Source organism: Pedobacter sp. P26 (assembly GCF_050632135.1).
Classification (GTDB): domain Bacteria; phylum Bacteroidota; class Bacteroidia; order Sphingobacteriales; family Sphingobacteriaceae; genus Pedobacter.
Map to the genome: position 1 here is coordinate 1,715,388 of NZ_CP192574.1, position 19,713 is coordinate 1,735,100.

At 38.4% G+C, this 19,713-nt stretch carries 12 protein-coding genes and 1 pseudogene; 10 read left to right on the forward strand and 3 right to left on the reverse strand.

Annotation, left to right across the window (positions count from 1 at the left end; translation table 11 throughout):
- The first annotated feature begins 33 nt into the window (after window positions 1-33).
- The 3 genes from ACQ86H_RS08000 to ACQ86H_RS08010 all read left to right on the forward strand — a co-directional run bounded on the left by ACQ86H_RS08000 (window position 34) and on the right by ACQ86H_RS08010 (window position 4,010).
- Window positions 34-1,965: a RagB/SusD family nutrient uptake outer membrane protein gene (locus ACQ86H_RS08000; RefSeq protein ID WP_431294387.1), complete on the forward strand. Its 1,932-nt coding sequence runs from the start codon at window positions 34-36 to the stop codon at window positions 1,963-1,965.
- A 20-nt stretch (window positions 1,966-1,985) separates the two neighbouring features.
- Window positions 1,986-3,224 carry a DUF5000 domain-containing lipoprotein gene (locus ACQ86H_RS08005; RefSeq protein WP_431294388.1) on the forward strand — a complete coding sequence of 413 codons (1,239 nt, stop codon included), beginning with the start codon at window positions 1,986-1,988 and terminating at the stop codon, window positions 3,222-3,224.
- 105 nt (window positions 3,225-3,329) lie between these two features.
- The gene (locus ACQ86H_RS08010; protein WP_431294389.1) at window positions 3,330-4,010 is read left to right on the forward strand and encodes a DUF4998 domain-containing protein; all 681 of its coding nucleotides are present in this window, start codon (window positions 3,330-3,332) and stop codon (window positions 4,008-4,010) included.
- Window positions 4,011-4,787: 777 nt separating this feature from the next.
- Here ACQ86H_RS08010 and ACQ86H_RS08015 read toward each other — a convergent pair.
- The 3 genes from ACQ86H_RS08015 to ACQ86H_RS08025 form a co-directional block, all read right to left on the reverse strand.
- Entirely contained in the window at window positions 4,788-4,955 is a 168-nt protein-coding gene (locus ACQ86H_RS08015; RefSeq protein ID WP_431295360.1) for a transposase, read from the reverse strand.
- Window positions 4,877-5,083: a hypothetical protein gene (locus tag ACQ86H_RS08020; RefSeq protein WP_431294390.1), complete on the reverse strand. Its 207-nt coding sequence runs from the start codon at window positions 5,081-5,083 to the stop codon at window positions 4,877-4,879. Before ACQ86H_RS08020 ends, ACQ86H_RS08015 begins: the two co-directional genes overlap by 79 nt.
- 864 nt (window positions 5,084-5,947) lie before the next feature.
- The gene (locus ACQ86H_RS08025) at window positions 5,948-6,742 is read right to left on the reverse strand and encodes a helix-turn-helix domain-containing protein (protein WP_431294391.1); all 795 of its coding nucleotides are present in this window, start codon (window positions 6,740-6,742) and stop codon (window positions 5,948-5,950) included.
- 232 nt (window positions 6,743-6,974) lie between these two features.
- On the opposite strand from ACQ86H_RS08025, the pseudogene ACQ86H_RS08030 reads away from it, so the two are divergent.
- The 7 genes and pseudogenes from ACQ86H_RS08030 (at window position 6,975) to ACQ86H_RS08060 (ending at window position 19,697) form a co-directional block, all read left to right on the forward strand.
- Window positions 6,975-8,314: pseudogene (locus ACQ86H_RS08030) on the forward strand (sugar porter family MFS transporter).
- 115 nt (window positions 8,315-8,429) lie between these two features.
- A complete protein-coding gene (locus ACQ86H_RS08035; RefSeq protein ID WP_431294392.1) occupies window positions 8,430-11,732 on the forward strand; it encodes a DUF5107 domain-containing protein in 3,303 nt (1,100 codons plus the stop codon).
- A gap of 354 nt (window positions 11,733-12,086) precedes the next feature.
- Window positions 12,087-14,594, forward strand: coding sequence for a sugar-binding domain-containing protein (locus tag ACQ86H_RS08040; RefSeq protein ID WP_431294393.1), 2,508 nt, complete (start codon window positions 12,087-12,089; stop codon window positions 14,592-14,594).
- Between the two features lie 74 nt (window positions 14,595-14,668).
- Entirely contained in the window at window positions 14,669-14,872 is a 204-nt protein-coding gene (locus ACQ86H_RS08045; RefSeq protein ID WP_431294394.1) for a hypothetical protein, read from the forward strand.
- 1,013 nt (window positions 14,873-15,885) lie between these two features.
- Window positions 15,886-16,023, forward strand: coding sequence for a hypothetical protein (locus ACQ86H_RS08050; protein WP_431295361.1), 138 nt, complete (start codon window positions 15,886-15,888; stop codon window positions 16,021-16,023).
- Window positions 16,024-16,184: 161 nt separating this feature from the next.
- Window positions 16,185-16,274, forward strand: a complete 90-nt coding sequence (locus ACQ86H_RS08055; RefSeq protein WP_431294395.1) for an IS3 family transposase — start codon at window positions 16,185-16,187, stop codon at window positions 16,272-16,274.
- 288 nt (window positions 16,275-16,562) lie between these two features.
- Window positions 16,563-19,697: a SusC/RagA family TonB-linked outer membrane protein gene (locus ACQ86H_RS08060; protein WP_431294396.1), complete on the forward strand. Its 3,135-nt coding sequence runs from the start codon at window positions 16,563-16,565 to the stop codon at window positions 19,695-19,697.
- Window positions 19,698-19,713: the final 16 nt, after the last annotated feature.

Below are 19,713 nucleotides of genomic sequence, written 5' to 3' on the forward strand. Positions count from 1 at the left end.
ATAGTACCAGTCTTATTTTTAAAAGAAATTATAATGAATAAAATGAAAAATAAACCTTATTTTTTGATAAAATTTTTGCTTCTGAGTTGCTTATTTATTACAGGTGTTTCTTCCTGTAAAAAGTATCTGGACGTTACACCTCCCAATGTAGGTACGCTGGACTACGCCTTTAGAAACAGAAATGAAGCTGAGAGCTACCTATTCGGTTGCTACAACGCACTCCAGAGCATGGCTAATGTGGTAAACGATCCAGGTTTTGTTATGTCATCTGAAATTATTTATCCTGCGGACCTTGGAGGATTTACTGCCTCTTTTCAGCTCATTCGTGGAAATTCGCAAAACATCTCATCTCCAATTCTTAATTATTGGCAAGGGGCCAATGGAGGGACAAATCTTTTTCAAGCCATTAGAAAATGTAATATCATGTTGGAAAACATAGATAAACCAATTGACCTTAAGGCACCGGAAAAGGCGAGATGGATAGCTGAGGTAAAGTTTTTAAAGGGTTATTACATCTATTTTTTAGCGAGAATGTACGGACCAATCCCATTGTATAAAACCAATTTCGATATTAATGAAAGTTCTGAAGTGATGCAGATCCGAAGGGAACCTGTAGATGTCGTTTTTGATTATGCTGTCCAGTTAATGGATGAGGCGATTCAGGATTTGCCCCAGCAGATGATGAATCCAACGGATGAATTGGGACGTATTACAAAATTAATTGCGCTTTCTGTTAAAGCTGAAATATTGGCTACAGCTGCCAGTCCCTTGTTTAATGGTAATCCAGATTACGCAGGATTTAAAGACAAGGAAGGCACTGTTTTATTCAGTGCTTCATACGATCCACAAAAATGGAAGCTGGCTGCTAATGCGTGTAAGGCTGCGGTAGATGAGGCAGTTTTGATGAATAAGCGGCTCTATAATTTTATTCCAAATGCTGGCGTAGGCACGCTTTCACCTGAAGTACAACGTTTATTGACCCTGCAAAATGCGGTCACGGAAAAATGGGATATCAACTCAGAATTGATATGGGCATTGAACCCTGTTTTTGGATATCAAAATCTTTCCATTCCCAGAATGTATGCAGATAATGCTAAAATTCTATATCAGGCAGCTGGCACTTTTGCAGTTCCCATTTCAACGACTGAACTGTTTTATACTGCCAATGGTGTTCCTATTGAGGAAGATAAAACTTGGGATTATAACGGGCGGTTCTCTATCCAGGCCGGAGATGTTAGCCATAAGTACTATCTGAAAGAAGGGTATAGTACAATAAAGGCCAACTTTAATCGGGAGCCCCGTTATTATGCAAGTATTGGCTTTGATGGAGCTTACTGGTTTGGGAACGGTATTTTAAACCAATCTACCATGTTAAGTGTACAAGCTAAAGGGCTTGGAAGCCTTGCTGGTCCTTTGGATAGACCGACCACCAATGTTACGGCAATATGGCCAAAAAAATTAGTAAGCTATCTCACTGTTTTTAACGGTTCTGCTTTCAGTGCGGAGCCTTACCGACTACCCAGGATAAGATTATCAGGATTGTACCTTTTATATGCAGAATGCCTTAATGAGGCCAATGGACCAAATGCAGAAGCATATGAATACATTGATAAAGTACGTGCTAGAGCAGGCTTAAAAGGGGTGGTAGAATCGTGGACAAATTTCTCGAATTCTCCGGGCAGCGTAGGAACTAAAGAAGGTCTACGGAAAATTATCCATAGAGAGCGGAGATCAGAACTTTGTTTTGAGGCCCAGGCGGGTTGGGATTTACGCCGATGGAAAGAAATGCCTGAAGTGATGTCCAAACCGATGCGCGGCTGGAGTGTGATGCAAACAACTGCTGCTACTTTCTACCAGCCGGTCACTCAGTTTATCCCAGCCTTCACCACTCGTGATTATCTCTGGCCACTATCAGATGCGGTCATGTTAAATAATGATAAAAATGTTCAAAACCCCTTATGGTAACCATTCATAAAATGTTCAAAATGAAAAAATATACACACTGCCTGTTCTTCATTTTGTTGGCTTTTGCTTCTTGCACCAAAGTTGACCAAATCAATGATATAGTGTCAAAAGATATGACTAAACCAGGCCCCATCACAAATGTTAAGATCAAAAACTTAAATGGTGCTGCCATAATTACCTATGACCTTCCAAAATCATCTAATCTGTTATACGTATTGTCTGATTATACAATAAACCATAAAACTGGCGCGAAACGCCAGACTAAATCCAGTTACTATACTGATACCACTGTTGTTGAGGGATTTTCCGAAGCAACAGAATACGAAATAAAGATGGAAGTTTATAGCAGGGCAGGGGTGGCATCAGATCCGGTAATAGTAAAAGTAAATCCTGATAAACCGGTATACAAATTGGTTAGGGAGCAGCTTTCATTAAACGCTGACTTTGCTGGGGTTAATGTTAGTACTAAAAACGATCTCAAAAAGAAAGTTGGTGTAGTACTGCTGTATGATGATCCTGCTTATGGGAAATACGTCATCAGGCAGCAAAGCTTCAATAATTTTCAATTGATTAATTTTAGTAGTAGGGGACTTGATACGCTACCCAAAAGGATGGCCGCTTACGTGGTTGACGAGTATGGGAATTTTTCCGATACGCTCTACAAAACGATCAAACCTCTTTACGAAACGGCATTGGATAGGAGTAAGTTTTTTGCTTACAAGCTTGCCTCTGATAAGACAACTTATCCAGGGTCTTATTCTGTGAACAATATTTTTAATAATATACTCGGAGAAGATATGTGGCATACCGATGTGCTAACTGGCGCAGCCGCCGCTTATCCCTATAACTGTACATTTGGATTGGGTACAAATGCAAAACTGAGTAGATTCACCCTATATGAGCGAGTTGGAGCAAACTGGTCATACGGATTTGGAAATCTTAAAATATTTTCAGTTTGGGGCTCAGACAAGGATCAGCCGAAGGATGTTGTATTTCCTATGGGAGTACCAGAAGGAACTGTTGTTGGCGATTGGATAAATTTAGGAAACTACAAATTTCCAGATCCACCATCTGGCAATATTCCAAGTCCTGGAACGGTAACTGCAGCAGATCGGCAGTTTGTCGAGGCAGGCGTTGATTTTACTTTTCCCATCAGTGCACCCTCTGTAAAGTATGTAAGGATGTCTGTAGAGGAAACTTGGGGAAAAGTATCATATGCTGCTATAGTAGAGGTTAAGTTATTTGGAGATCCCAGATAAATAAAGCCACAGCATTTTTCGTATGAACGAAAATTCCAGCTTAATTAAGCATTTCGTAAACCAATAAGGATTGGTTTAGTTTAAAATTATAATTTAATATATATTATGAAATTGAATTTATTTATAGGTTGTTTACTCCTTCTTGTAATTGCAGGTTGCAATAAAGAGGGCTATAATTTTGATAATTATCTTAAGGGTAAAGAGATCACTTATACTGGTCTGGTGTCCAATTTTCGTGCTTACCCGGGCGACAAGAGGGTTCAGCTTCGCTGGAGTCCCAGTGCTGATCGAAGTGTTGTAAAATATGTAGTGTATTACAATAATAAGCGCGACTCACTTTTACTGCAGGCCAAAGGAGAGTCTACCAAAGATTCAATCAAAGTTATTATACCCAATCTGGAAGAGCAAATTCAGGATTTTTCTCTATTTACAGTTGATGCAGCAGGTAATAAATCAGTTGGACAAACACTTACTGCCGTCACAGTATACGGTCCGCTTTATGTAAGCTCTCTGCGAAACAGACGGTACACGACAAGCAGTATCAACGCCACAAATCTGACTTTGAATTTTGCTGCTAATACAGATACCATAAATGTGACCACAAAATTAACCTATAACAATAATGCCGGCAATGCAGTAGATTTATTCTTGCACCGCGATTCGTTGAAGATCTTACTGCCGAATTGGAAAATGGGTGAGAAGGTTTTGGTAAGGTCTGCTTTTGTCCCTGTAAAAAGTGCGGTGGATAATTTTTGGGTGTCATACACTGATACCATTACACCTTGAGAACCTAGATTAGAAGTCCATTATAACCAAATCAGTTTATTTTAGTTATAGCTAATAATGAACTGCATTATCAATCATTAAAATTAAAGCCCTAAATATGATATTTTCGGCTTTAATTTTTATTGGAGCATCCTCCTTTCAATACTTTTCTAAAGTCGATATAAATGCTATTTAAGTGGGCTAGAAATGTAACTTTATCTATCAGACCATCCACAATCTCCTTCGCCTTTGAGCACTCGCCCGTGTCTTTTGAAACATCACAATCGGGTTTTGCTACAAATATCGCAACCTTTCTCAACGAAGGTATATAATTGACCCAAATGCCCAATTTTGGACTTTAAAGGTTGTTGACTTGCTCTGGTCCATTTACGCTGATAGGCAGGGAACTTAATAGTAAACCACCTTGTGAAAGAGCGCTCACAACAATTTAACACTAAATCTTTAAGTGACTTAAACATTGTCGAAGGGTTGATTTTTAAATCGACCATTTGGGCAATTTATTTCTCATACTTATTGTAATTGGCACTCGGTTCCCTTCAGATAGGTCGTATTCCCAATGTCAAATACTTTTTTACAGTACGCCAGTCCGTTTTAGTTCTGCGGAAATTTCAGTGCGGTTATAGCCGTTTTTTTTATTTGGTCATTAACGCAAGCTTCTCCCTTCCTTCAACCATTCACAAGGGAATATCTTACTTACTACTATTAGGGCTAATATTATTATTAACATTCCACTGTACTATGCCGGACGAGGCTGCTTCTAAATCTGCCGAAATGTTTTTAGCCACTTGCTTCCAGATGACCGTATTCGAGTCTGATTTCCTCGCAGAGAACATCCCCAAGATTCTTTACCAAGTGAAATTTATCAGCTATTTGTTTTGCTGCAGGTATTGATTTTGTAATTGCACTTGCATAAGATGTCGCTCTATCCCTAGTAACATATTCAATTTGTTGGTGAGCTGAAAACCAATCCGTAACCTCATATCCCTGCTATCTAAAAGATCAATAGGGCGGCCGGTTTCTGCATTAACGATGATCATTCCATAGTTCATTCCTTTTTCACTTTGCCCAATCATCTATTCCCACACAGATTAGATCATCATATACTGGCAAAGCCATAGACTTAACTAACCTAAGACAAATATTGCTATTGAGGGGATTATGCATTAATTTAGAAAAGAAGGAATCCTTGTTTGAAGATATCTCAATAAGGATCTGCTGTAAATACAGTGAAGCCCTCTCCGTTCATCTGGAATAAGGTTGGTGATATCGTTGCACCTTTCTGAGAATATCGATTTGAGGCATATAATGTTTTTACATGCAAAACGCTGGATTTTAAGAAAAATAAAAACCTTATTGGTGAACCATCGGTAAGTCCATTAATTTTCAGAAATAGGATGAGCGTACAGTATTGCTGTTCTTTAAGCACATTGGGCATTGAGCACGCTCTTCCGATCTTCGGGCAAACAGCCTGACTATTAATTCTTGTATTTCTGACTGGTATATTTCGATCCTCCAGTCAGCATAGAATAATCTATCAGATTTCGGTTAAGTTTATTAGGTAAAATCAACGCTATAGTATCTGTTTCAGTACTTCGAGATACTAAAAACAGTGTTGCGAAACAAGTATATTATAAATAAATATGGTGATTAATAAGTGCTTAGTAATAAATATTCGATTTTTAGTATTGCATCAAATTGGCGAAGAACCATTCTTATTTGCCGATTTCTGTGCAGATTAACTTACTGAATACACTGTCCATCTTGTGTCAAGGCACTAAACTCAAAGATAAAAATGACAAAAAATTAGGAGGAGGATATCAAGTAGAATATGGTGAAATATTAACTATCAGTGGCGCCAGGCACTAGCACTTAAGGAATATAACCGAAAAGCTATGGCCGAAATTATGGTAATCGGGTTCGCCATTATAATCAGCTCGCTATTTTTCTATTTCTTTCTTTTTATTTCTGTAAGCTCTAGGAGACATGCCCATTTGTCGTTTAAAAGATCGTGAAAAATAAAAAGGATCATTCATGCCTATCTCCTTGATAATTTCCTTTATGCGCATAGGTGTAAACATCAGGTATTGACAAGCTTTTTGCAATTTAAGATGGTTTACATACTCCATGGGCGGATAACCTGTTTTCTGTTTGAACAAAAAAGATAAATGAGAAGGAGATATGTGTAAATCAACAGCCATCTGTTTTAGTGACAATGTTTGTTGGATATTATTGGTCATATAATCGATTGCTCTGTTAACAATACCCAGATCCTGATTTGTTTTATCGATATCAAATTTACTATGATGTGCAAAACTTCCTAAAAAGTGATAAAAGCAAAGACTGGAATACTCCATGTTTTCAACACTGTACCCCCGTTCAAGATGATGGTATATCGTGTCGAATAGCTCTATCCGTCTGTCAGAATAATGGATAAATTCCTTAAAGCTATTAAGTTTTGAATTGAGACGATTAACTATCGAATCGGCGTGTTGCCCGGTAAAGTGGGCCCAATAAATAGTCCATGGATTATTTTCAACGGTTCCATAAATATGTTCGATGCCTTTCGGTATGATGAAAAAATCATTGGGTTCTATTTTGTAGAGTTTCTTTTCTATTTTAACAGTTCCCTGTCCTTCAGTGCAATAAATGAGGATATGCTCATTCGTGCCGTTCGCCCTTTTCCGATAATGGAAACGGGCTTTGGGGTAATATCCTATGCTGCTAACGCACATACTGCTGATCACATTGTTATTTGCACAGGTTTTTGATAGTATTTTTTTGGCACTATTACCGCCTTCTGTCCTTCAAAACCGTCATTTTTTTTATTATATTTTTTATCATCCTGATGTTGTTATAAGAAAGTAAGAAAATCCATTATTATCCTTAATGAGTGCATTTGAATATAACCTTGGTATATTTAAGTTTGCGTAAGTTTCGTTTCGCTATCTATCAACAACCAAATATATGCACATAAAATCTCAAAGCAAATTTAATACAGCCTACATCACTTTCATATCCTTGCTCGCCGCAGGTGGCGGCTATTTATTCGGTTTCGATTTTGCCGTAATATCGGGTAGTTTACCTTTTCTTGAGAAACAGTTTCAACTTACCCCTTATTGGGAGGGGTTCGCCACTGGCAGTTTAGCTTTAGGTGCAATGTTAGGCTGTATCATAGCAGGTTACGTGTCAAACGCCTATGGCCGGAAACCTGGGTTAATGATTGCGGCATTTGTGTTTTTGGCTTCATCCCTTGCTATGGCTATGGCACCTAACCGTGATTTTTTTATTGTTTCTAGATTTTTCTCCGGAATTGGTGTTGGTATGGCATCGATGTTATCGCCGATGTATATTGCCGAACTCGCCCCCCAAAATTTAGAGGCCGTCTGGTTGCTATTAACCAATTAACGATTGTTTTAGGGATTTTGATTACCAATCTTGTTAATTATACCTTAAGAGATACCGGTGATGATGCCTGGCGATGGATGTTCGGGCTTGGTGCAATCCCAGCAGGCGTCTTTTTTATTGGCATTTCAATACTTCCCGAAAGCCCGAGATGGCTGGTGCAAAAAGGTAAAAATGATAAAGCATTAAAAGTTTTAAATAAAATCGGGAACAATGAATTTGCTGTTGATGCCCTGAAAAATATAGAGCAGACTTTACAAAGCAAATCCAATATAGAGCACGCCAGCATTTTTAATAAGATGTATTTTCCGGCGGTGATGATTGGTATCGGCCTTGCTATTTTTCAGCAGTTTTGCGGTATCAACACCGTTTTTAATTATGCACCAAAGTTATTTGAAAGCATAGGCACTTCGCAGGATGATCAACTTTTGCAAACTGTATTTATTGGGGCGGTTAACGTAATATTTACAGTTTCAGCTATGTTTTTGGTCGATAAAATTGGCAGAAAACCCTTAATGCTGATTGGAGCGGGAGGTTTAGCTGTTTTATATGTTATCATAACTCAATTATTGGCATCTGGCTCTACAATGGTTTCCTGGTTTTTACTAAGTGCTATCGGTGTTTATGCCGTATCTCTGGCACCGGTTACCTGGGTGCTTATTTCAGAAATATTTCCGAACAAAGTACGTGTAAAAGCAACTACCTGGGCAATATTATGTCTTTGGGGCGCCTATTTTGTGCTTGTATTTACTTTTCCAATACTATTTGACTGGCTCAAGGAAAGTATTTTTTACATATATGCATTAATCTGCACGGTTGGTTGTATCGCAATCTGGAGATTTGTTAAAGAAACCAAGGGAAAAACCTTAGAAGAGATCGAAGATATTCAGATCGTGCATTAAGCATGGTGTGAATATTATTCAGCTGGATGTTTACGTTTTGGTTTGAATTTTACATAGTCTGAATTACCATTAATAAGAACAATATTATTTACGCAATAACCCTTTATATACGAATATGGAAGTAAAAGCTTGGGAAGAAAAAGTAATTATTCCTACCTACAAAACGAGCGGGCCAGATAAGAATCCAATGTTTCTCGAAAAGAGAATTTATCAGGGAAGTAGTGGGGTTGTTTATCCTCATGCTGTGATAGACCAAGTGTATGATGAAAAGATAGATCAGGAATATCATGCCGTTTTTTTGGAAAACGAATTTATTAAAGTCATGATTTTACCTGAGCTGGGCGGACGTATCCAGATGGCTTACGACAAAACAAATGATTATCATTTTGTTTATTACAACCAGGTTATAAAACCTGCACTCGTGGGCCTAACCGGTCCATGGATATCAGGAGGGATTGAGTTTAACTGGCCACAACATCACCGCCCGAGTACCTTCGATCCTGTAGATTTTACAATTGAAACACACCCTGACGGAAGCAAAACAGTATGGGTAAGTGAAATTGAAAAAATGTTTCATACCAAGGGGATGGCTGGTTTTAAATTGTATCCTGACAGTGCCTACCTGGAAATTACGGGTAAGCTCTATAACAGAACGGCATTGCCCCAAACTTTTTTGTGGTGGGCAAATCCGGCAGTTGCTGTAGATGAGCACTATCAATCTGTTTTTCCGCCAGATGTAACCGCAGTTTACGATCATGGAAAAAGAGATGTATCGCTTTTTCCTATAGCTAAGGGTACCTATTATAAAAAAGACTATGCACCGGGCACAGATATTTCATGGTATAAAAATATACCTGTGCCTACTTCTTTTATGGCCGTCGGTTCAGACTTCGACTTTGTGGGTGGTTATCACCATCAAAAACAAGCGGGAATTTTACACATAGCCAACCACCATATTTCGCCGGGTAAAAAACAGTGGACATGGGGGTCTGGAAACTTTGGACAGACCTGGGACAAACATTTAACAGATGAGGATGGGCCATATATTGAAATCATGACCGGTGTTTATACCGACAATCAGCCCGATTTTTCATGGATTATGCCCAACCAGGAAATTACTTTTACTCAATATTTTCTACCTTACAAAGAAATCGGTTACGTTAAAAATGCGACCAAAGATGCCTTGGTTAATTTAGCATTTAAAGATGGGAAAGCAATTATTAAAGTATATGCTACATCAACACAGCACAATGCAGGCATCATGCTGAAGTTAAAAGAGCAGATTATTTTTAACATTCGGGTAAACTTGTCACCGCTTAAATCTTTCGAAACAACAATTGCATTGCCTGAAAACTATGTTGAACAAGATCTCGAACTGATCGTAAGCAATGCCGATGGAGACAAACTGGTGGGTTATTCGCCTATTACAGTAAAAAATGTAGACATTTCGCCAGAGGCGGCCAAACCATTGGTGGCGCCAGCGGCAATGAAAACCAATGAAGAACTTTATATGGCTGGCCTTCATTTGGAACAGTATAGGCATGCAACTTATTCGGCCAAAGATTATTATGAAGAAGCGTTAAAACGTGATGATACCGATATTAGAAATAACAATGCTTTAGGACTTTATTATTTTAGAAGAGGGCAGTTTGTAACTTCCGAAAAGTATTTTCAAAGTGCTGTTAACACCTTAATAAAACACAATCCAAACCCATATGATGGTGAGCCTTTATATAATTTAGGGTTGAGCCTATTATACCAGGGAAACATTAAAGATGCCTATGATAAATTTTATAAAGCGGCCTGGAATGTGGCGCAACAGGACAATGCCTATCTGCAACTGGCCAAAATAGAAACCATTAAAAATAACTGGAATGAAGCTTTGCAATTGGTAGAAAGGGCATTGATAAGGAATGTGCATGGTTTTAACGCGAGGCATTTAAAAACAGTGCTGTTGCGCAAACTGCAAAGATTTGATGATGCTGCTAGGTTAGCTAACGAAACTTTAGCTATTGATCTTTTTGATTTTGGGTCTATCTACGAATTATCTTTAATTCATATGCAAAATCCTTCTGAAAGCCATAAATGGACGGAGATGTTAAAAGAAAGGTTGAGAGATAATGCACATAGCTATATAGAGATCGCCATTGATTATGCAGCTTGTGGCAGGTATGAAGAAGCTATAGATTTATTGCTTTTATGTGAAAATAAAGAGGAGCAGCCTTTATATTTTTATTATCTGGCAAACTATTATGCCCAATTGAATAATAAACAAAAGGTTGAATTGTATCTGGCTAGAGGGTTTGAGCTGGGGCCGGATAAAGTATTCCCCAATCGCTTAGAAGATATTGCGCTTTTAAAATTTGTTACCCAGGTGAATCCAAAGGATCATAAGGCATTTTATTACCTGGGCAATTTATGGTATGATAAAAGGCAGTATAAAGAGGCCATGGATTGTTGGAATGTTTCCGCGAAAATCAGCCCTGATTTTGCATCGGTAAACCGGAATTTGAGTATTGCTTATTATAACCGTGAGCAGAACGAAGAGAAAGCATTATGCTTTATGGAAAAAGCATTTTTTAATGACGTTACAGATGCCAGGGTATTGTTTGAACTAGATCAACTCCATAAAAGGTTAAATTATTCTATTACTTATAGATTAACTTTTCTGGAAAAGTATAGAGCGCTGATATTAACCAGGGATGACTTATATCTGGAGTACATTACATTAAAAAATCTGAATGGAAATTTAGATGAGGCTTTGGCACTATTAACAAGACGTAAATTTCATCCATGGGAAGGTGGAGAAGGTAAAGTAAGTAAGCAATATGTATTTGCAAAAATTGGTTTAGCCAAAATGGCCATAAAACATGGCGATTATGTTGGGGCAATAAAGCTGCTGAGCGATGCCACTGTATATCCCGAAAATTTAGGTGAGGGTAAATTGTATGGTACAAGGGAAAACGATATTGACTACTGGTTAGGGATTGCCTACAGCAAATCTGGGGATCAAAAAAATGCAGAAGCCTATTTTATCAGAGCAAGTACCGGCGATATGGAGCCAACTGCGGCTATATTTTACAACGATGCGCAACCTGATGCGATATTTTATCAGGGATTGGCTTTGCGTGAACTGCATAACAACGGTGCCGCAAACGAAAAGTTTAGCAGCTTAGTCAATTACGGAAAACAGCATTTGGATGACCACATTAAGCTGGATTATTTTGCCGTATCCCTACCCGATCTGATGATTTTTGATGATGACCTGAACAAACGCAATAATGTTCATTGCCTGTATATGGCTGCATTAGGAAATACGGGTTTGAAAGAAACGGAACTTGCGGAACAAGATATAAATGAGTTATTGAGCTTGGATAATGGACATTTAGGGGTAAGGGCAATAAAAAATTTCTACTAGTGCTGTTAAAAACTGATCTTATACATGGTAATATAAGTATCATTCATATCGTCAGATATGACGATATATTTTATGATTACTTTAAAAATTTAAAAACAACGGAAAAAAATGAGAAGGTATATTTTGATTTTTGTTATTATCATCTCTTCGCATTCAGACTGTATGGCCCGCAAATCATTTCATTGGCCGGAAAATGGTCTTTTGTATAAAATCTAATAGTCTGGCGTTTAAGAAAGCTTAAAAATTGATTGGGTAACAACAGGTTTTGATTATGATGTGCTTATCCGGCCAAAGTAATATATTAGAACAGCATGGTAATAAAATACATTAAATAATCTATTCAACATATCTTAAATGAGAAAATTATGGCTTGCATGCTTTTTTCAGCTTCTCCTGATCTCGGGTGTGGTTGGACAGGGAAAAAATAAAAGAGCAATTGCTGAGGATCAACTAGACCTGGCCGGAAGCTGGTTATTCCGAACAGATTCTCTCAAGGTTGGCGAAAAAGAAAAATGGTACAGTAAAGTTGCTTCCTTTTTTGACCACAAAATACAATTGCCCGGTACTACCGACGATGCTGGCTTGGGAAACCCACTGCAGCTAAAACCGGAGCTTAAACGGACTGTGATGCTGCATTTATGGCGGAAATTTTCTTATGTAGGCGCGGCCTGGTATCAAAAAGAAGTAAACATTCCGGTACCGTGGACCAATAAACAGATTTCACTTTTGTTAGAAAGAGTAATTTGGCAAACCGATGTATGGGTTGATGGGAAAAAAGTAAATGGTAAGGGTGAGAGCCTTAGCGCCCCACAGGAATTTGATTTATCACCTTTTTTAAAGCCAGGAAAACATACCATTACAATCCGGATTGATAACAGTAAAAAATTCGATATTGGAGACGGGCATGCCTACTCTGCTGAAACTCAGATTATCTGGAATGGGGTGATCGGTAAGGTGCAACTCATTTCCAGGCCAAGTGTTTATCTAAAAAACATACAGGTTTTCACCGAAGAAAAATTAAAAAGGATAAAAGTGGTTAGCGAAATAGAGAATAAGTTTGGTCAAAAGCTTAGTTCAATACTTAATTTAACCGCTATCAACGGTCAGGTAAAATTTACTAGGGCCAATATTGCGGTAGTGCTAAAACCTGGCGAAAATACCATAGTCAGTTATATCCCAATTAGTGCACCAGTTAATAAATGGGATGAATTTAATCCATCCTTATATACCCTAAATGCATCAGTAAAATATGCAAACTCGACGCATAGTACAAGTTCCAGTTTTGCATTCAGAACGGTAAGCAGTAAGGGGTCTCAACTGCTTATTAATGATAGGCCTTTGTTTTTAAGGGGAACATTAGAATGCAATATTTTTCCATTGACAGGGTTTCCACCAATGGAAAAAGCAGGATGGAAAAAAGTTTTTGAAAGTGCAAAAGCTTATGGCTTGAATCATCTGCGTTTTCACAGTTGGTGCCCACCTGAAGCTGCTTTCAGTGCGGCTGATGAAATGGGGTTTTACCTGCAGATAGAATTGCCGGCATGGTCGCTTAAAATAGGAACAGATAAATTGGCAGATGATTTTTTTGATAGAGAAGCCAGTAGGATAATGCAATATTATGGTAACCATCCATCATTTTGTTTTTGGAGCATGGGTAACGAAATGCAAGGCAATATGAAGTGGTTGAGTGATGAGGTGATTAAATTAAAAGCCTTAGATAATAGAAGAATGTATACCACAACTTCGTATACTTTTGAAAAAGGTTTTGGCGATTGGCCTGTATCCGCCGATGACTATTTTATTACGCAGAGCTCAAAAAAAGGATGGGTAAGGGGGCAGGGTATTTTTGATGTGGAAGCGCCATCTTTTAACAAAGATTATGCAAAATCGGTAGATAGTTTGCCGGTGCCCCTGATCACCCATGAGATTGGGCAGTATGCAGTATATCCGAATATCAATGAAATCCCCAAATATACGGGAGTACTTGCTCCGTTAAATTTCATCGCTGTAAAAAATGATCTTGAAAAGAAGAATATGTTAGCACTTGCAGATGACTTTACCAATGCAAGTGGAAAACTCGCTGTTTTACTTTACAAAGAAGAAATTGAAAGAGCTTTAAAAACCAAAGGAATAAGTGGATTTCAATTATTGGACTTACATGATTTTCCGGGGCAGGGAACAGCTCTGGTGGGTATACTGGATGCATTTTGGGATAGTAAGGGTTTAATAAAACCCGAAGATTTCAGGAAATTCTGTGCTCCTGTGGTACCCCTTATCCGGTTTGAAAAAGCAACCTATACCAATGATGAAACTTTTAAAGCCAAAATCGAAGTGGCCAATTTTGGCGCAGTTCCCTTAAAAAATGTAAATGTAATCTGGCAGATTACGGGCACTGGCAATAACATCATTGCATCGGGTAAAATTAGGGGTGCAAATATCAATTTAGGTAACGGTGCCATAGCAGGAGAGATTACCGCCAGCTTAACTAAAGTAAGTATAGCTCAAAAATTAACTGTAAATGTATGTATAGAAAACACATCGTATCACAACAGTTGGAATATCTGGGTGTATCCTAAAAGAATAGAACAGGTAGCCGGGGATATTGTTTTTACCACAGATTACAAGGAGGCCATGGATGCTTTAGTGCAAGGGAAAAACGTCTTGTTAAATCCTGCTAAAGAAAAAATAAACGGTGTTGAAGGTAAATTTGTGCAGGTTTTTGGAGCCCAGTTCATTTTCCGAATCAACCTGGTACCATGGGATTATTGGTGGATCCAAAGCACCCTGCTTTCGAAAATTTTCCTACCGATAACCATACAGACTGGCAATGGTGGGACCTTTGCAAAAAATCCACAACACTAGAGCTGGATAGTATTGGCTTAGCACCTTCAGCTATTGTGTTACGGAATATTGATAATTTTTTTAAAAACAGAAATATGGCCAGTATTGTCGAGGCAAAAGTTGGCAATGGTAAGTTGTTGCTGTGTACAATGGATATTGACAACAATATCGGCGATAGGCCAGTGGCAAGGCAGATCAAATATAGTTTGCTAAAATACATGCAGAGTAATAAATTTAACCCTCTTACAATATTAGATGAGACTAATTTTCAAAAGATAGAAAAGAAAACCAAACGATAGCTGATTTTCTCGTCAATAAATAAAATCCTAGTTGCAAAGTGCAGCGCCCCAAAAAAGCTACATGCTTTATGGGGGCATGTTTATGATTAGACAAGTTAAAAATAGCTTAGTATTTATTGACTATTGTCTATCAATATTAAAAAGAGATAGATCTATTGCTAGCGTCTAAGGAGAAAATGGTCTTGAGAACGTATGATTCGTCAGTGGATGCAATTTTATAAAAAGTTTGAAGAAGCTGTACCTAGACCACATTCAACGGTCTATTCTTTAAAGAAAAACTCTAAGTTATCCAATACTTTAAGGACAATCAGGTATCTTGGAGAGAGCCTTATCCCCAGTTTAACATCAGATCCAATAGCGTACAATCAACTGGTTGATGATAACATAAGGTTGGTGGGCCAAGGGGCTATCGGATAAAACAACAGGAAAAAATGTCTTATGAAGTCAAGGATCTCTAAAAAAGCACCGGGAAAAACCTTGACAGAGCATGACAAATTTTGGAAGAAAACAAGCGTTTACGTACGGATTTCGCGTTTTAAAAAAAGTTATGAGTTTTAGTCCAGAAAGAAGAATCAAAGAAAAACAAAAGCTCTGATCGTTCATGGGTTAAAGAAGACGCTGATCTTTCAATGCTTATGGAGGCAGCCAATATTGCGAGTAGTTCATTTTATTAATATATTAAGCGTAGTAGGGTGGTTGATAAGTACCAAGGGATTAAGACACGCATAATTCCACTTCCAAGGAGCATAAGGGTAGGTATGGCTATAGGCCAATGCTATATTAACAAACAAAGGAGCAGCATAAGATCAATCCTAAAACTGTATTGAAGCTAACTGGTGAGATGGATATGAAAAGTATTATCAGGCTAAGAAATATAAATCCTACAAAGGAGAAATGTGCAAGACTGCACCAAGTATATTCAAGAGGAAGTTTAATGCAGGCAGACTGTTTGAAAATGGGCTACCGAGGTAACTCAATTTAGTATAGCTGGCAAGAAACTGTATCTCTCTCCAATAATCGATTTATTCAACAGAGAGATTATATGCTATTCACAATCTCTCAGACCGAATTTCGAGCAAATTGCTGACATGCTGAACAGGGTATTGAAAAAGGTGCCAAAGAATGCTAAACCGATACTACACTCGGACTAGGATGGCAATTCAGGATGAAGGATTAACGAGGCATCCTGTGGAAGAATAGAATTATTCAAAGCATCTTAAGAAAGGGCAAATGCCTTGATAATGCTATAATAGGAATTTTTTTGGTACCCTTAAGTCTGAAATGTTCTACCTCAAAAAATACTTGTCGGTTGGTGGAGTTACAGGATGATATTGATGAGTATATCGATTACTATAACAATAATAGGATCAGGTTAAACCTAAAAGGATGTGAGCCAGTTTGAATACCGAGCTCACATCCTAAATAATTAATTGTTAAGTTTATATAAACTTTTGGGGCAATCGAAATTTTTAGGGATTTTATTAATCTTATTTTTAAACTGCAAGCTAACCTTTTGCAGCTTATGGAATGAATTCCTTTTTGATCGATTAGCACGAAACATGAAGCAGCAAAGCAGCATGTATTAATTTTTATTTTTCGGAAGAAAATCCATCATTTACAATATACAGTCTATTTTATCGTGTTTCATTAATAACTAGGTTTGATTTGACCAAATCATAAACCTAATCTTATGAATAAAATTTTCGAATATTACCAGAAATCCTTTGGATTAATCTTATTACAGTATTTCTTTTTATCCTTAGTTTTTATTTTTATAACCAATGTTTCTTTTGCCCAAAGTGCCGTAACGGTTAAAGGCAAAATAACTGACGAAACAGGCGGTGGAATGCCCAGCGCTACTGTAAAAGTTAAAGGAACAACCACCACCACAGTTTCTGATAATAACGGAAACTATAGTATCGGCGTACCGGGCAAAACATCAGTTTTAGTGTTTTCTTTTGTAAACTATAAAACGCAAGAAATAACAATTGGTGAAAAAACAACAATTTCGGTCCAGTTAGCCCCTGCATCTAATGAGTTGGAGCAGGTGGTGGTGGTAGGTTATGGCACACAAAAGAAAACTTCATTAACCGCGGCAGTATCGACTATTAAAGGCGATAAGGTAGCAAATTTACCTGTAGCCAATTTAAGTAATACATTTGGTGGACGTGCACCCGGACTAATTGTTACACAGGGGAGTGGAGAACCTGGCCAGGATGGCGCTTCGTTATTGATACGTGGTATCGGTACAACAGGAGGTACTGCCCCATTGGTAATTGTTGATGGCGTTCCGCGAACGCTCGGCCAGTTAGATCCACAAAGTGTAGAAAGTATTACGTTTTTAAAAGATGCAGCAGCGGTAGCTCCGTATGGGGTAGCTGGGGCAAACGGAGTGATTCTGGTTACCACCAAAAGAGGTAATACAGGAAAACCTGAACTTTCATATAATGCCAGCTACGGTTTGCAAAACCCTACCCACTTACCGGAAATGGTTGATGCATTTGAGTATGTAACCATGCGTAATGCTGCTGCAAAGAACGCAGGTACGGCATTGCCATATAGCGCTGCGGATATAGAGAAATTCAGAACTGGTTCAGACCCTGATGTTTTTCCTAATCATGATGTATTGGGAGAACTTATCAATAAAGATGCACCGATGATGTCGCACAACCTTTCGGTGAGCGGTGGAACTGAGAAAATTAAATACTTTGGCTCTTTAGGCTATTTAAGCCAGGATGGCATGTGGGGTCCTACGAGCTTTAAAAGGTATAACTTAACAAGTAATGTTGATGCGCAGGTAACCAGCACCACAAAATTTTCATTGAGTTTAAGTGGCAGGGTAGAAGATAAACGGTACCCAGGTAAAAGTGCAGCTTCTATATTTGACCAATTGTACCGCACGCCACCAGTTGCCCCAGTTACTTTCAGTAATGGGCTGCCGGGTTCTTATATTGGAAGATCTGCCTATGGCAACATTTATCAAAGCGGTTATTCTAACGATCTGCGTCAGATATTAACCACACAGGTTAGTGTAGAGCAGCAATTGCCGTTTGTAAAAGGTTTAAGCGTAAAAGGAGTAATAAGCTATGATTACAATGATCCTAATGGAAGAACAGTAAAAACATGGTTAACCCCGATACCTTATTATTCGGTTAATACGTCTACAATCCCTTACACATATCCACAGGCTGGTTCTGATGGTCCCGCAAAACCATCTTACAATATAGATTTTGCACAGAGCCAGGCACTTACCTATCAGGGTTTTTTAAATTATAACCGGAGTTTTGGTAAGCACGATTTCGGAGCTACCCTTGTTTCGGAGTACAGAAATACAAAAGAAACAACTTTTGGGGCAGGAAGATCAAATTTTAATGTCGCTATTCCAGAACTGAGCAACGGAAGTTCCGAATTAACAGATCGATCTAATTATGGTTCATCATCAGAGGGCCGTCAATACGGCTTGGTATTCAGGGCAACTTATGCCTATGCCGGTAAATATTTGGCAGAAATTTCAGGCAGGTACGATGGGAATTATGTATTCGCGCCCGGTAGCCGATATCATTTATTTCCAGCAGCCTCAATCGGTTGGAGATTATCGGAAGAGAAATTTATTAAGGATAACTATGGATGGATCGATAATCTAAAAATAAGAGCATCTTATGGTGAAAGTGGAGCATTACCATATATCGGTGGGGTATTGGCGCCATTTCAATACCTGAGTGCTTATGCGCTTTACGGGAATAGTTTTATTTTTAATGGGGGCAGTACACAAGGTTTGTCAGAAACTGCACCGGGAAATCCTAATATCACCTGGGAAACAGCAAATAAAACAAATATCGGCTTAGACCTTTCGGTTTTTAAGGGATTGTTCGATTTTGAATTTAATTATTTTAGGGAAAACAGGAGCAATATGTTAATTGCTAACCAGACATTGGTCCCATCCGAATTTGGAATAGGCCTCCCTCAAACTAATGCTGCCGCCATGCAGAACCGGGGCTTTGATCTTTCCCTAGGCAGTCATTATGCATTTAAAAATGGTATGCGAGTAGGATTGACAGGTAATTTTACCTATGCCAAGAACAAATTGGTACAGGTATTCGAAAATGCTTCTACTTTAAATAACCCAAACAGAAGCATAACAGGAAAATCATTGGGTACTAAATTTGGATATCACGCACTGGGCTTATTCCAGCAAAGTGATGATAAAAATGGCGATGGCACAATCTCTCCCTCCGAATATCCTGTCGCTCAGTTCGGTACACTCAAACCGGGCGATATTAAGTATGAGGATGTAAATGGAGACAATAAGATCGATAATGAGGATATAAAGGTAATCGGGAATTCGAATGTTCCGCAAATTATTTATGGCTTTTCACCAGAGTTTAGTTATAAAGGATTCGATGTAAACATTCTTTTTCAAGGGGCAGCAAAAGCCGACGCTTATCTTGACGGACAGGCCAGTTACCCTTTTTTTAACGGCGGATCAGCACTAAAAGCCACGCTGGATTATTGGACCCCTGAAAATACCAATGCATCATATCCTCGGGTACTTCCTTCTCCATCATCAAACAGTACGCAAACATCGGATTTTTGGATCAGAAGCGGAAACTATCTAAGGATGAAATCAGTCACAATTGGCTACACTGTACCGAGTCAAATTGTTTCGGCGATTAAGTTGAAATCAATAAGGCTATATCTATCTGGGCAAAACTTAGTTACCTGGACAAAAGGTCTTAAGGATTTCGACCCAGAAATCAGTGCATCCAATGCCAACTATTATCCGCAGCAAAAGGTATACACTTTTGGGCTGAACGTAACACTTTAAACCATTTTAAGACCGA